This window comes from Mesorhizobium sp. B264B1B (assembly GCF_020165765.1).
Taxonomy (GTDB): domain Bacteria; phylum Pseudomonadota; class Alphaproteobacteria; order Rhizobiales; family Rhizobiaceae; genus Mesorhizobium.
This window is the reverse complement of sequence record NZ_JAIUIS010000008.1, coordinates 177,640-189,911: the sequence shown is the minus strand read 5'-3', so window position 1 is coordinate 189,911 and position 12,272 is coordinate 177,640. Positions and strand designations below refer to the sequence as shown.

At 64.1% G+C, this 12,272-nt stretch carries 12 protein-coding genes and 1 riboswitch; of the genes, 8 read left to right on the top strand and 4 right to left on the bottom strand.

Features of this window, described 5'->3' with window-relative positions; all coding sequences use genetic code 11:
• Position 1: 1 nt before the first annotated feature.
• The gene (locus LB547_RS18335; protein ID WP_140759257.1) at positions 2 to 646 is read right to left on the bottom strand and encodes a thiamine diphosphokinase; all 645 of its coding nucleotides are present in this window, start codon (positions 644 to 646) and stop codon (positions 2 to 4) included.
• Positions 647 to 734: 88 nt separating this feature from the next.
• Positions 735 to 850, top strand: a riboswitch (TPP riboswitch).
• Positions 851 to 892: 42 nt separating this feature from the next.
• Here LB547_RS18335 and thiB point away from each other — a divergent pair.
• The 4 genes from thiB (at position 893) to LB547_RS18315 (ending at position 6,245) form a co-directional block, all read left to right on the top strand.
• Complete coding sequence (thiB, locus tag LB547_RS18330) at positions 893 to 1,891, top strand: thiamine ABC transporter substrate binding subunit (protein ID WP_140554930.1); 999 nt, start codon at positions 893 to 895, stop codon at positions 1,889 to 1,891.
• A 237-nt stretch (positions 1,892 to 2,128) separates the two neighbouring features.
• Positions 2,129 to 3,742 carry a thiamine/thiamine pyrophosphate ABC transporter permease gene (gene thiP / locus LB547_RS18325; RefSeq protein WP_140759259.1) on the top strand — a complete coding sequence of 538 codons (1,614 nt, stop codon included), beginning with the start codon at positions 2,129 to 2,131 and terminating at the stop codon, positions 3,740 to 3,742.
• On the top strand, positions 3,742 to 4,524 hold the full coding sequence (thiQ, locus tag LB547_RS18320) for a thiamine ABC transporter ATP-binding protein (protein ID WP_140759261.1): 783 nt from the start codon (positions 3,742 to 3,744) through the stop codon (positions 4,522 to 4,524). Before thiP ends, thiQ begins: the two co-directional genes overlap by 1 nt.
• A gap of 257 nt (positions 4,525 to 4,781) precedes the next feature.
• On the top strand, positions 4,782 to 6,245 hold the full coding sequence (locus LB547_RS18315; protein WP_140493312.1) for a M48 family metalloprotease: 1,464 nt from the start codon (positions 4,782 to 4,784) through the stop codon (positions 6,243 to 6,245).
• Between the two features lie 72 nt (positions 6,246 to 6,317).
• Here LB547_RS18315 and LB547_RS18310 read toward each other — a convergent pair whose 3' ends face one another.
• A complete protein-coding gene (locus LB547_RS18310; RefSeq protein WP_140517570.1) occupies positions 6,318 to 7,184 on the bottom strand; it encodes an RNA polymerase factor sigma-32 in 867 nt (288 codons plus the stop codon).
• Positions 7,185 to 7,505: 321 nt separating this feature from the next.
• Here LB547_RS18310 and LB547_RS18305 point away from each other — a divergent pair, with 321 nt between their 5' ends.
• From LB547_RS18305 to LB547_RS18290, 4 genes are all read left to right on the top strand, one after another.
• A complete protein-coding gene (locus LB547_RS18305; protein ID WP_140624989.1) occupies positions 7,506 to 8,279 on the top strand; it encodes an amino acid ABC transporter substrate-binding protein in 774 nt (257 codons plus the stop codon).
• A 106-nt stretch (positions 8,280 to 8,385) separates the two neighbouring features.
• Entirely contained in the window at positions 8,386 to 9,066 is a 681-nt protein-coding gene (locus LB547_RS18300) for an ABC transporter permease subunit (RefSeq protein WP_140550874.1), read from the top strand.
• On the top strand, positions 9,063 to 9,854 hold the full coding sequence (locus LB547_RS18295; RefSeq protein WP_140566896.1) for an amino acid ABC transporter ATP-binding protein: 792 nt from the start codon (positions 9,063 to 9,065) through the stop codon (positions 9,852 to 9,854). Before LB547_RS18300 ends, LB547_RS18295 begins: the two co-directional genes overlap by 4 nt.
• 112 nt (positions 9,855 to 9,966) lie before the next feature.
• Positions 9,967 to 10,875, top strand: coding sequence for a patatin-like phospholipase family protein (locus LB547_RS18290; protein ID WP_140624991.1), 909 nt, complete (start codon positions 9,967 to 9,969; stop codon positions 10,873 to 10,875).
• Positions 10,876 to 10,977: 102 nt separating this feature from the next.
• On the opposite strand, the gene LB547_RS18285 is transcribed toward LB547_RS18290, so the two are convergent.
• Both LB547_RS18285 and fdxA read right to left on the bottom strand, forming a co-directional pair.
• Positions 10,978 to 11,559 (bottom strand): CarD family transcriptional regulator, encoded by a 582-nt coding sequence (locus LB547_RS18285; protein ID WP_006327799.1) that lies wholly within the window; start codon positions 11,557 to 11,559, stop codon positions 10,978 to 10,980.
• A gap of 367 nt (positions 11,560 to 11,926) precedes the next feature.
• Entirely contained in the window at positions 11,927 to 12,265 is a 339-nt protein-coding gene (gene fdxA, locus LB547_RS18280) for a ferredoxin FdxA (RefSeq protein ID WP_140493333.1), read from the bottom strand.
• Between the last annotated feature and the right edge of the window lie 7 nt (positions 12,266 to 12,272).

Below are 12,272 nucleotides of genomic sequence, written 5' to 3'. Positions count from 1 at the left end.
GTCAGCTTTCTGGCAAGGGATAGGGATGGGCGAGCAGCAGCGCGCGCCCCGCTCCCAGCGCGATCTCGAGCCTGCCCTTGACCTCATTAGAGATGGTCAGCGATGAGCCGAACGCGACCTTGACGCGGTCAAGCGGCCATTTCGCGCCGGCGACGGTCAGCCCGGCAAGCTCGGAAAAACCCAGGATCGAGAACAGGGTGCCGTCTGTATAGTCGAAGCGGACCGTGCCGTGCGCCAGGGGCATGCCTTCCTGCGCGCCGCTGGTCAACAGCACCTTTGTCCCGGCCCCGGCCAGCCGCAGGGCGAGCGCCATGTGCAGGAAGGCATGGTCGGCGCGCTTGCCGCCGAAGGCGCCGGCAAGCACGAGGCTGGTCGCGCCGCGCTCCAGGGCGGCCGATATCGCGAGTTCGCCATCGGTGGCGTCCTTCTCTGCCGGGAAGGTTCGGCGCGGCACGGCGGCCAACTCATCCGGCAGGCCGGCGGGCACGGAATCGAAATCGCCGACCCACAGTTCCGGCACAAGGCCGAGCGTGCTTGCATGGCCGATGCCGGCATCGGCGGCGATGACGCGGGTTCCCTCGACCTGACGGTCGAGCCGTGGCGTGCGGATGAGATCGCCGCCAAGCAGGATGGTGAATGTGCTCATATCGTGTGGCCCTTACCAGCCCGACAGCGGAAACGGAAGGCCGGCAAACAGCCACTTGCGCGGTTCACCGGCCGGGCCTATGTGTCGAGGCGCTCTAACGGGGTGCCGGACGCGATATTTCGCGGACCGGCTGAGAGGCAGTCTCGCCAACCCGCTGAACCTGATCCGGTTTGTACCGGCGGAGGGATTAGACGTTTCGGACAGTCCGACGCCTCAATTCCTTTAACCCGAACGAAGGAGGCGCCGATGCGCACGCTTTTATACGCCCTTGTCTCTGCAATGGTCGTGGTTCTGTCCGGGCCGGCCTTAGCCAAGGACAAGCTCACCGTCTACACTTATGAGAGCTTTACCGCCGACTGGGGCCCCGGCCCGGTGGTGAAGAAGGAATTCGAGGCCGAATGCGGCTGCGATGTCGACTTCGTCTCGGTTGCCGACGGCGTCGCGCTGCTCAACCGCGTCAAGCTGGAAGGGGCCGCGACCAAGGCCGACATCGTGCTTGGCCTCGACACCAATCTCACCGCCGATGCCAAGGCCACTGGCCTGTTTGCGCCGCATGGCGCCGTGACCGGGCTCAATGTGCCGGGCGGCTGGAACGACGACATCTTTGTCCCGTACGACTATGGCTATTTCGCCGTCGTCTATGACACGCAGAAGCTGAAGACGCCGCCCAAGAGCCTGAAGGAATTGGTCGAGGGCAGTGCCGACGACAAGATCGTTATCCAGGATCCGCGCACCTCGACGCCGGGCCTCGGCCTGCTGTTGTGGGTGAAGTCGGTCTATGGCGACAAGGCGCCGGAGGCCTGGGCCAAGCTCAAGGCGAAGGTCTTGACCGTGACGCCGGGCTGGAGCGAGGCCTACGGCCTGTTCACCAAGGGCGAGGCGCCGATGGTGCTGTCCTACACGACCTCGCCCGCCTACCACATGGTTGCCGAGAACACCGAGCGCTACCAGGCCGCTTCCTTCGAGGAGGGCGAGTATCTGCAGATCGAGGTCGCCGGCATCACCACGACGGGAGCCAAAAATCCGCTGGCGGAAAAGTTCATCGCCTTCATGACCGGGCCGAAATTCCAGGATGCCATCCCCGAGACCAACTGGATGTTCCCGGCCGGCAAGACCGACAAGCCGCTCAATCCGGCCTTCGACAGACTGGTCAAACCGACCAAAACCTTGCTGTTCAGTCCCGAGGAGGTCGCGGCCAACCGCAAGGCATGGGTGGATGAATGGCTGGCGGTGATGAGCAAGTAGTTTGGTCGTATGATCGGATGATGAGTGCTCTACAGCGCCCCCCACTGTCCTGCCGGACATCTCCCCCACGAGGGGGGAGATTGGCCGTCACGACGGCTTTCGCCAATTGGCGACGTCACAGGAGAGGGTGGAGCGCTGAAGCAGCCAATCTCTCCCCAAGTGGGGGAGATGTCCGGCAGGACAGAGGGGGGCGCGAAGGAACGCGACGCTCGCTAAAGGTCCTTTGGGTGGCGCAGCGTGCAGCGCGCGTCTGACCCCCGCATCTCCGCCGGTATCCTCGCGCTTGCGGCGATCGGGCTCCTGATCGGCGGCGCGTTTGCGGGTCTTCTTTTCGAAGGCGCGAACGATTTCTCCGGAGCCTGGGCAGCCTTCGATCCTTATCTCCTGCGCGTCGTGCGCTTTACGTTGTGGCAGGCGGCGCTTTCGACGCTGTTGTCGGTGGCGCCGGCCCTGTTCGTGGCTCGCGCGCTGTCGCGGCATCCGCGCTTTCCCGGCCGCGGCTTCATCCTCCAGCTCTTCGCCCTGCCGTTGGCGCTGCCGGCGATCGTGGCGGCGCTCGGCATCCTGGCGCTCTATGGCCGCGCCGGCTATTTCGCCGGCTTTCTTGGTGCCGTCGGCGGTTACAATTGGCCGGGCATCTATGGCCTCTCCGGCATCCTCGTTGCTCATGTCTTCTTCAACCTGCCGCTGGCCACGCGGCTGTTCCTCGAAGCGCTGCAAACCATCCAAGCCGACCAATGGCGGCTGGCGAGCCAGCTCGGCATGGGTGCCGCACCGGCTTTCCGGCTGATCGAGTGGCCGACACTGCGCGCCGCTCTGCCGGGCGTCGCCGGCCTGGTGTTCATGCTCTGCATCACATCCTTCACGATCGTGCTGACGCTGGGCGGTGGCCCCGGCGCGACGACGCTGGAGGTCGGCATCTACCAGGCTCTGCGTTTCGATTTCGATCCCGCGCGGGCGGTGGCGCTGACGCTGCTGCAGATCGCGCTGACCTTTGTCGTGGTGCTGGCGTTGACGCGGCTCGGCGCCAACACCACCGGTGACGCCAATCTGCCGGTGGCGCCGCGCCGCTACGTCTCGGCCGGCAGGACCGAGGCCGCGCTGAATGCCGCGCTCGTCGTGCTGGCCCTTTTGTTCGTCGCCGGGCCGATGACGGCGACGGTGATGTCAGGCCTCGGCGCCGACCTCGGTCGTCTCGCCGGCGAAGCGGCGGTGCGGCAGGCGACGCTGACCAGCGCCGTGCTGGCTTTCCTGTCGGCGCTGCTGTCGGTTGCGCTGTCGCTTTCGCTCGCCATGGCGCGCCGCGTGCTGGCCCTGAAGCGCCGCTCCGGTCCGCGGACCGTGCTCGAACACGCCACCGACACCGGTGCCGGCTTCGTCCTGGTCGTGCCGCCCATCGTCATCGGCGCCGGCTGGTTCCTTCTGCTGCGCCATGTCGGCGATGTCTTTGCCATAGCCCCGGTCATGGTCGTCACCGTCAATGCAGTCATGGCGATGCCTTTCGCCATCCGTGCCATCCGCCCCGCCTATGATGCGGCGAGCGAGCGCCATGAGCGGCTCTGCGCGCTTCTGGCAATAGCGGGCTGGGCCCGGTTGCGGCTGGTCGACTGGCCGTCGCTGCGACGGCCGCTGGCCACCGCCTTCGCGTTTGCCATGGCGCTGTCGCTTGGCGATCTCGGTGTCATCGCACTGTTCGGCAGTGATTCCGTGCAGACTTTGCCCTACCTTCTCCTGGCGCGCATGGGCAGCTACCGTACCGAGGACGCCGCCGGCCTGGCGCTGCTGCTCGGTCTGGTCTGCCTTGCGCTTGTGGTGGCGGCGAGCTGGCTGGGAAGGGGGGAACGAGACTGATGGCTGCGGGCGCCACCAATGGTGCGACAAGGGGAGCCGAGGTGCGGCTGGACACGGTCTCGTTCAGCTACGGCGACGCGCCGCTCGTTTTCGATGTCGATTTCGCCGCGTCGAAAATTACCGCCATCATGGGGCCGAGCGGCTCGGGCAAGTCGACGCTGCTCAATCTGGTGGCGGGCTTCGAGACGCCGCGAGCTGGCCGCGTGCTGATCGGCGGCGCCGATGTCGGCGCGGCGCCGCCTTCGGCGCGGCCCGTGTCGATGGTGTTCCAGGAAAACAATCTTTTTGCCCATCTTTCGGTCGAAGAGAATGTCGGGCTCGGCCGCTCGCCCTCGCTGCGGCTGACCGAGGCCGACCGCGCTGACATCGCGGAGGCGATCGCGCGCACCGGCCTCGCGGGCAAGGAAAGACGCCTGCCGCGCGAACTTTCGGGAGGCGAACGCCAGCGTGTCGCATTGGCGCGCGTGCTGGTTCGCAACCGCCCGGTGCTTCTTCTGGACGAGCCTTTCGCTTCACTCGGACCGGCCTTGCGCGACGACATGCTCGATCTTGTCGCCGACGTGCATGCCGAGCGGGGCATGACGCTGCTGTTCGTCACGCATCAGCCACAGGACGCACGCCGTATTTGTGAGGAGGTGGTGTTCCTCGACAACGGCATGGTTGCCGCCAAGGGCAAGGCGGATGATTTCTTTGCCGGGGCTGGTCCTGAAGTTTTCCGGCGCTATGTTGGCACAAGCGCCTGGGAGGCTGGATCACGAGATATTGCCCGGAAGCGGACATAATTTACGCTCAAACCGGCTCCTGGCGACGGGGCGATTGCTTGCCATGACAGAGGTAGTGTGGCTAGGTCCGCCCTGTACCGGTCCGGTGCAGGCCGTGATTTGCCTGCAGCATCCGCCGCGCGTTGGTATGGCGTGGATGCTGTAATGCTTTGATTTGCGCATGAGCCCTTGCGAGGATCGCCCCGATTTTCGCGGGCATGCGCCAGACCCGAAAGGAAGCCGTTCTGCCGACCGGCACGGAAAGACCAAGAGGGAAAATGCTGGCGCGCTTTCTGGCGCTGGCCGGCTTTGTCGTGGCCCTGGCAAGCTGCCAGATGTTCACACCTCCGGAAGTCCAGGAATCCGGCTTCCAGCCTTCCGACAAACCGATCACGGTCGACAATGTCGCGGCCAATAACAAATTGGCCGAACTGGCCAAGGCGCAGCATCCACGCATCCTGGCGACCTATGGCGGCGAATACTCCGATCCCAAGCTCGAGCGCATGGTCGCCAAGGTCGTAGGCAGCCTGACGGTGGTGTCGGCCAACCCGACCCAGACCTATCGTATCACCATCCTCAATTCGCCCAACGTCAATGCCTTCGCACTGCCGGGCGGCTACCTCTACGTCACGCGCGGCCTGCTGGCGCTGGCCAATGATTCGGCCGAGCTCGCCGCCGTCATCGCGCATGAGATGGGCCACGTCACCGCTAACCACGGCCTGCAGCGCCAGCAGCTCGAGGCCGAGGAGGGGCTCGCCACCAAGGTTGTTTCCGACGTGCTCGGCGACAGCCCGACCGCCAAGGCGGCGCTGATCCGCGGCAAGCTGAGACTGGCGCAGTTTTCGCGCAACCAGGAACTGGAGGCCGACGCGATCGGCATCAAGTCGATCGGCGAAGCCGGCTACGATCCTTACGCCGCCGGCCGCTTCCTGCAGTCCATGTCGGCCTACACCGATTTCCGCTCGATCAGCGGCGCCACCGACGCCAGCCTCGATTTCCTGGCAACGCATCCCAATACGCCGCAGCGTATCGACCTTGCGCAACGCCATGCCCGCCAGTTCGGCCCGCCGGGCGTCGGCACCCGCGATCGCGACGCCTTCCTCGCCGGGATAGACGGCCTGCTCTACGGCGACACGCCGGAAGAAGGGTATGTGCGCGGCGAGACCTTTCTGCATCCGGGCCTGGGCGTGTCCTTCTCGGTGCCGGAGGGCTTCATCATCGACAATTCGGCCGCCGCCGTGACAGCGACCGGGCCGGGCGACATTGCGATCCGCTTCGACGGCGTGTCGATCGACAAGAACCGTGCGCTGACCGATTATATCAGGAGCGGCTGGGTGGCCGGTCTCGACGACGCGAGCGTCAGGCAGGAAACGATCAACGGCAACGAGGCGGCGACGGCGCATGCAGGCGCCGAAGGCTGGCAGTTCGATATCGCGGTAATCCGCGCCGGCGGCCAGGTCTACCGGCTGCTGACGGCGGCACCATCCGCCAGCACGTCGCTCGACACCGTGGCGCGTTCCGTCAGCGGCTCGTTCCGCATTCTGAGTGCCGCCGAAAAGGCGGCGCTGAAGCCGCTGCATATCCGCGTGGTCACCGTCCAGCCGGGGCAGACGATGGGTTCGCTTTCGGCGCAGATGGTCGGCGTCGACCGCAAACTCGACCTGTTCCGGGTGCTCAACGCGCTGTCGCCGGGGGCTGCGGTTTCGGCCGGCGACAAGGTCAAGATCGTCACCGACAAATAGCCGATAGTCGGCGCTGACCCGCTCTCTCGTTTTTGGGACGAGAAACTTCTAGGTAGTTTTCCTGGAATGGATTTAGGCGGCGGTGGCGAGGAATTCCGGGTTCTGCTTCACCAGCGCCACTTTCAGCTTTTCCATGGCGCGGGCCTCGATCTGGCGCACGCGTTCCTTGGAAATGCCAAGCGTCTCGCCGAGCGCTTCGAGCGTCGCGCCCTCGTCGCTCAGCCGACGCTCCTCGATGATGCGCAGCTCACGCGCGTTGAGTGCGGCAAGCGCCGCCTTCAGCCACATCGAGCGGCGTTCGATATCGATGGTGTCGCTGACGACCTCGTCGGGCAAGGGATCGTCCGACACGAGGAAGTCCATCCGCTCGGTCGCGCCCCCATCGTCGGCAAGCGGGACATTGAGGGAGGAGTCGGGCGCCGAGAGCCGCGAATCCATCAGCGCGACATCGGCTTCGGAGACGCCGAGGGCCGCTGAAACCTCGCGGTACAGCGTCCTGTTCGACAGCGGCTCCGCGGCGCCGTTCGCCAGCCGGGCGCGCAGGCGCCGCAGGTTGAAGAACAGAGCCTTTTGCGCCGAGCTGGTGCCGCCGCGCACGATCGACCAATTGCGCAGGATGTAGTCCTGCATCGAGGCCCGGATCCACCAGGTCGCATAGGTCGAAAACCGCACTTCGCGCTCCGGCTCGAATCGGGCCGCGGCCTCGAGCAGGCCGACATGGCCCTCCTGGACCAGATCGCCAAGCGGCAGGCCATAGTGGCGGAATTTGGAAGCCATGGAAATGACCAGGCGCATATGCGCCACGGTGATGCTGTGCAGCGCGTTCTGGTCGTTGTCCTTTTTCCAGCGCAGCGCCAGCCGCAACTCCTCGTCGCGTTCGAGATAGGGAGCTCTCATTGCCGCGCGGACCATAATCCGTCCTGCCGTGTCTTCCATCATGAGGCGCTCCCTGGCTCAGGCGATACGGATTTCATTTCGAAGCCCGGCAGCCGCCTCGACTTGAAATGGCGGCGTCCTGCCCTACAACGAAGGCAAAACGTGCCATGCGCGGGAAAGGTTCCGCCGCCGGCGGCGCGGCGTGGAAGCTGCGCGAAAAAACTCAGGGCGGGTTCGATGCACCGCCAGAAACGTCAGTTGTAGAATCTCATTCCGAATAATGGACGTTTTTGAAATTCCATTCCTTATTTTTTCAACTCACATCTGTCAATTTCCAGCACTCACACCATGCCGGATATCAGGCCAGGACGGGATCACAGAAAAATGAAATGGCTCAAGTCGCTCATCGTCGCCGGAACTTTGCAGGTTCTGGCTGTTACCGCAGGCTATGCCGGCGCCAATCTCGACCAGATCAAGCAGGCCGGCGTCATCAAGGTCGGCACGGAGGGCACCTACGCACCCTTTACCTATCATGATGCCGGCGGAGCGCTGGTCGGCTTCGATGTCGAAATCGCCAAGGCGATCGGCGAAAAGCTCGGCGTGAAGGTAGAGTTCCTCGAGGGCAAATGGGACGGGCTGATCGCGGGCCTCGATGCCAACCGCTATGACGCGGTCATCAACGAAGTCGGCATCACCGACGCCCGCAAGGCGAAATACGATTTTTCCGACCCCTACATCGCCTCCAAGGCAGTGCTGATCGTGCGCGGCGACAACACCGATATCAAGAGCTTCGCCGATCTCAAAGGCAAGAAGTCGGCGCAGTCGCTGACTTCGAATTTCGGCAAGCTTGCCGAGGCCAACGGCGCCGAACTGGTCGGCACCGACGGGTTCGACCAGTCGATCCAGCTGCTTCTGACTGGCCGCGCCGACGCAACCATCAATGACAGCCTGTCCTTCCTCGATTTCAAGAAGCACAAGCCGGATGCCAATGTGAAGATCGCGGCCCAGGAAGAGAACGCCGACTATTCCGGCGTCATCGTTCGCAAGGGCGATCCGGAACTGGTTGCCGCGATCAACAAGGCGCTGGCCGACATCAAGGCGGACGGCACCTATCAGAAGATCGCAGACAAGTATTTCGGACAGGACGTTTCGAAGTAATTTACGGCCGGGCCGTTGGCCCGCGCGACATCGCCCGGCGGCGGACCGTTTTGACGGCCCGCCGCCTTTCGCGTGATATACGGCAGTCGCAAGAAGGAGCCCTTTCGTGCCGCACTGGCTGCAACTCATGCTGGAATCGCTGCCTTCGCTGCTGTGGGCCGCGTTGATCTTCACCGTACCGCTGACGCTCCTGTCCTTTGTGCTTGGCTTGAGCGTCGGTCTTGGAACCGCGCTGATCCGGCTCTTCGGGCCAATGCCCCTGGTCGCGGTGGCGCGCTTCTACGTGTGGATATTCCGCGGCACGCCGCTCCTGGTGCAGCTGTTCCTGATCTTCTACGGCCTGCCCTCGGTCGGCATCCTGCTTGACGCGTTTCCCGCAGCGTTGATCGGCTTCACGCTCAATATCGGGGCCTACTCGTCGGAAATCGTTCGCGCGGCGATAGGCGCGGTGCCAAAGGGGCAATGGGAGGCGGCCTATTCGATCGGCATGACCTGGAGCCAGGCGATGCGCCGCACCATCTTGCCGCAGGCTGGGCGCGTGGCGGTGCCGCCGCTCTCCAACACCTTCATCTCGCTGGTCAAGGACACGTCGCTGGCCGCCGCCATCACCGTGCCGGAAATGTTCCAGGCCGCGCAGCGTATCGTCGCCACCACCTATGAGCCGCTGATCCTCTATGTCGAGGCGGCGATCCTCTATCTGGCGATGAGTTCGGTGCTGTCGGCCTTGCAGACGCGGCTGGAGGCACGGCTCAATCGCTATGGCGGGTTCCTGGAGGCGCGCTCGTGATCGACCTTGCCAACATCGAAAAGCGCTTCGGCGACAATCTCGTGCTGAAGGGCGTGACGGTTGCCATTGCCGAAGGCAGCGTCACCGCGCTGGTCGGTCCTTCGGGTGGTGGCAAAAGTACGCTGCTGCGCTGCATCAACCTGCTTGAGATCCCAACTTCGGGCACAGTGCGTATCGGCGATCAGGCGCTGGAGTTCCATCCGGGAGCGAAGGTGGCGGCCCGGGACATTCAGCGGCTGCGGCTGCAGACCGGCATGGTGTTCCAGAACTTCCAACTGTTCCCGCATCGCACCGCGATCGAGAACGTCATGGAAGGGCTGGTGACGGTGCTGAAGTGGCCCCACGCACGGGCGCGCGAACGGGCGCTCGCGCTGCTGGAAAAGGTCGGCATGGCGCACAAGGTCGATGCCTGGCCGGCAACGCTGTCGGGCGGCCAGCAGCAGCGGGTAGCGATCGCCCGGGCGCTGGCGCCGTCGCCAAAGGTGCTTTTGTGCGACGAGCCGACCTCCGCGCTCGACCCGGAACTGGCGCAGGAAGTCGTGGACGTGCTCGGCCGGCTCGCCAGCGAGGGGACGACGATGGTGATGGCCACGCACGATCTGCGGCTTGCTTCAAAGATCGCTCGCGAGGTGGTGTTCCTCGAGGCTGGCATTGTCGTCGAAAAGGGCCCCGCGGCGGTGCTGTTCGGCAATCCGGAGCGCGAACGGACAAGACGGTTCATCGCGACGCTAAAGCAGGAAATGGCGGAGAAGGAGGGTGGGGGAGAAGGCGGCAATTTCTCGTCCTAGGCCTGCGCTGCGCTTGCTCCCTGCCGGGCATTTATCCTCGTGAGCCGCCGTCAGGCACGGTGTTTCTATTTCGATGGACGGGCGTGTCCATGCGCTGCAATAGTGGGGGCCGATGGTTCGCAACGTTGCTCTTGTTCTCGGTGGTGGCGGGGCCGCCGGAAATGCCTGGCTGATCGGCATCATCGCGGGCCTCGCCGACACTGGTGTCGATCTGACCGAGGCCGCCGATCTGGTGATCGGAACCTCGGCAGGCGCCAATGCGGCAGTGCAGGTGCGCAGCGGCATACCGCCGGGCGAGCTGCTGGCCGCGGTGCTGTCCCCGCTGCCGGTTCAACCGGCCGGACCGAGCCGTCAACCGCCGTTGCCGCCGATGGATAGTGTATTCGAGCGGATGCGTTCCATTTCCGCCGCCGCTACCTCGGCAGCCGATCTGCAACGGGCGATGGGCGCATTCGGATTGGAGAGCGATGCCAAATTCGGACCGGAAGTGGCCAAACAGCGGCGCGCGCTGGTCGCCGCCAGATTGCCTCGCCATGAATGGCCGGAAAGGCCGATGATCTTGGTGGCCGTCGACGCGCTTACCGGTGAACTGGCTGCGTTCGACCGCGATTCCGGCGTCGATCTGGTTGACGCGGCCACCGCGAGCACCGCGCTGCCCGGTGCGGGGCCAACGCACAGCATCAATGGCGTCCGCTACATCTCCGGTGGCGTGCGCTCCGCCGATAATGCCGACCTTGCCTCGGGCTATGCGAACGTGATCGTGCTCTCGCCGTTCAGCGGACGGAGCGGGCCGCTACCGGAAGGCCAGTTCGAGGGCCTGCGCAGACCGCCGGGCGCGGACCTTGCAAGCGAGGTCGAAGCCCTGCGCCAGCAGGGCAGCGAGGTGGTGGTGATCACGCCTGACGTCGATTCCCGCGCCGCAATGGGCACCAACCAGATGGATCTGGCGACCCGCATCCCCGCGGCCCGTGCCGGTTTCGCCCAAGGCAAGAAGGAAGCGACCCGCGTAACGTTCCTGTGACGATTCCACGCCCAGGGGCGTGCACCAACTTTCCAAATATTGCCTGCAACAAAAAACCCGGCGCAAGGCCGGGTTTTTCAAAAACTCAAAAGGCGCAAGGCCTCAGGCAGCTTCTTCCTGCTCGGCTTCCTCATTGTCGGCCTTGGCGCCGCGCTTAGGGCCCTTGTTGAGATTGACCTCGATCAAACGCACGGCTTCGGTTTCCGACATGCGGTTGACCGCGGCGATCTCACGGGCCATGCGGTCGAGCGCGGCCTCGTAGAGTTGGCGTTCGGAATAGGACTGCTCCGGCTGGTTGTCGGCGCGGTAGAGGTCGCGAACAACTTCCGAGATCGAGATCAGGTCGCCGGAATTGATCTTGGCATCATATTCCTGCGCGCGACGCGACCACATGGTGCGCTTGACGCGGGCGCGGCCTTGCACGACCTTCAGTGCGCGTTCGACATAATCCTCTTCCGACAGCTTGCGCATGCCGATCGAGGTTGCCTTGGCGACCGGCACCTTGAGGCGCATCTTGTCCTTCTGGAAATCGATGACGAACAGTTCCAGCTTGTGCCCGGCCACTTCCTGCTCGTCGATCGAGACGATCTGGCCGACACCATGCGCCGGATAGACGATGTACTCGCCGGTCTTGAAACCGTGACGTGCAGCGGTGGACTTCTTCTGCGGGGTGATCGTTGCCATTACGCCCTGAACTCCTTGTTGTGGGCCGGCGGCGGTGCCGGCTGAACTCGCGCGATCGGGTTACCGATCATTAGCCGCACAACAGATGAACCCACCGGAAAAGCCGGGACCGGCAAACCGCACGATTGCGATCGCCTGGCCCAGATCGCTCTGGTCCGATATGGGATTTTCACCTTTCAGTGATTTGGGGCGTTAGCGCCATAAATCGACGTTGTGTCACCGGCATGTTTCGCTCATGTAACACAAAAAGTCGGAAGAATCAAGGTTTTGCTGCATAAGCGAAGGCCACAGGTTCACGCCGCCTGTCAAGGCGGTTAATAGGCCGTACCTCTTACGCCGCGTCATGCCGGTTGAAACGGCAGCGCTGTCAGTCGCCTTCTCCGGGTTCAGCCGAGAAATATTTCTCGAACTTGCCGGCCTCGCCATCGAAGGCCTTGGCGTCGGCCGGCGGCTCCTTCTTGGCGGTGATATTAGGCCATTTCTCAGCGTATTCGGTGTTTATCTGCAGCCATTTGTCGAGGCCCGACTCAGTATCGGGCTTGATCGCGTCGGCGGGGCATTCCGGTTCGCAGACACCGCAGTCAATGCACTCGTCGGGATGGATGACGAGCATGTTCTCGCCCTCGTAGAAACAGTCGACCGGACAGACCTCGATGCAGTCCATATATTTGCATTTGATGCAATTGTCGGTCACGACATAGGTCATCGATCTG

Bases quoted from the DNA above. Each gene is read 5' to 3' on its own strand.
- LB547_RS18335 (WP_140759257.1), bottom strand. From the start codon at position 646: ATGAGCACATTCACCATCCTGCTTGGCGGCGATCTCATCCGCACGCCA.
- thiB (WP_140554930.1), top strand. From the start codon at position 893: ATGCGCACGCTTTTATACGCCCTTGTCTCTGCAATGGTCGTGGTTCTG.
- thiQ (WP_140759261.1), top strand. From the start codon at position 3,742: ATGGCTGCGGGCGCCACCAATGGTGCGACAAGGGGAGCCGAGGTGCGG.
- LB547_RS18315 (WP_140493312.1), top strand. From the start codon at position 4,782: ATGCTGGCGCGCTTTCTGGCGCTGGCCGGCTTTGTCGTGGCCCTGGCA.
- LB547_RS18310 (WP_140517570.1), bottom strand. From the start codon at position 7,184: ATGATGGAAGACACGGCAGGACGGATTATGGTCCGCGCGGCAATGAGA.
- LB547_RS18305 (WP_140624989.1), top strand. From the start codon at position 7,506: ATGAAATGGCTCAAGTCGCTCATCGTCGCCGGAACTTTGCAGGTTCTG.
- LB547_RS18290 (WP_140624991.1), top strand. From the start codon at position 9,967: ATGGTTCGCAACGTTGCTCTTGTTCTCGGTGGTGGCGGGGCCGCCGGA.
- LB547_RS18285 (WP_006327799.1), bottom strand. From the start codon at position 11,559: ATGGCAACGATCACCCCGCAGAAGAAGTCCACCGCTGCACGTCACGGT.
- fdxA (WP_140493333.1), bottom strand. From the start codon at position 12,265: ATGACCTATGTCGTGACCGACAATTGCATCAAATGCAAATATATGGAC.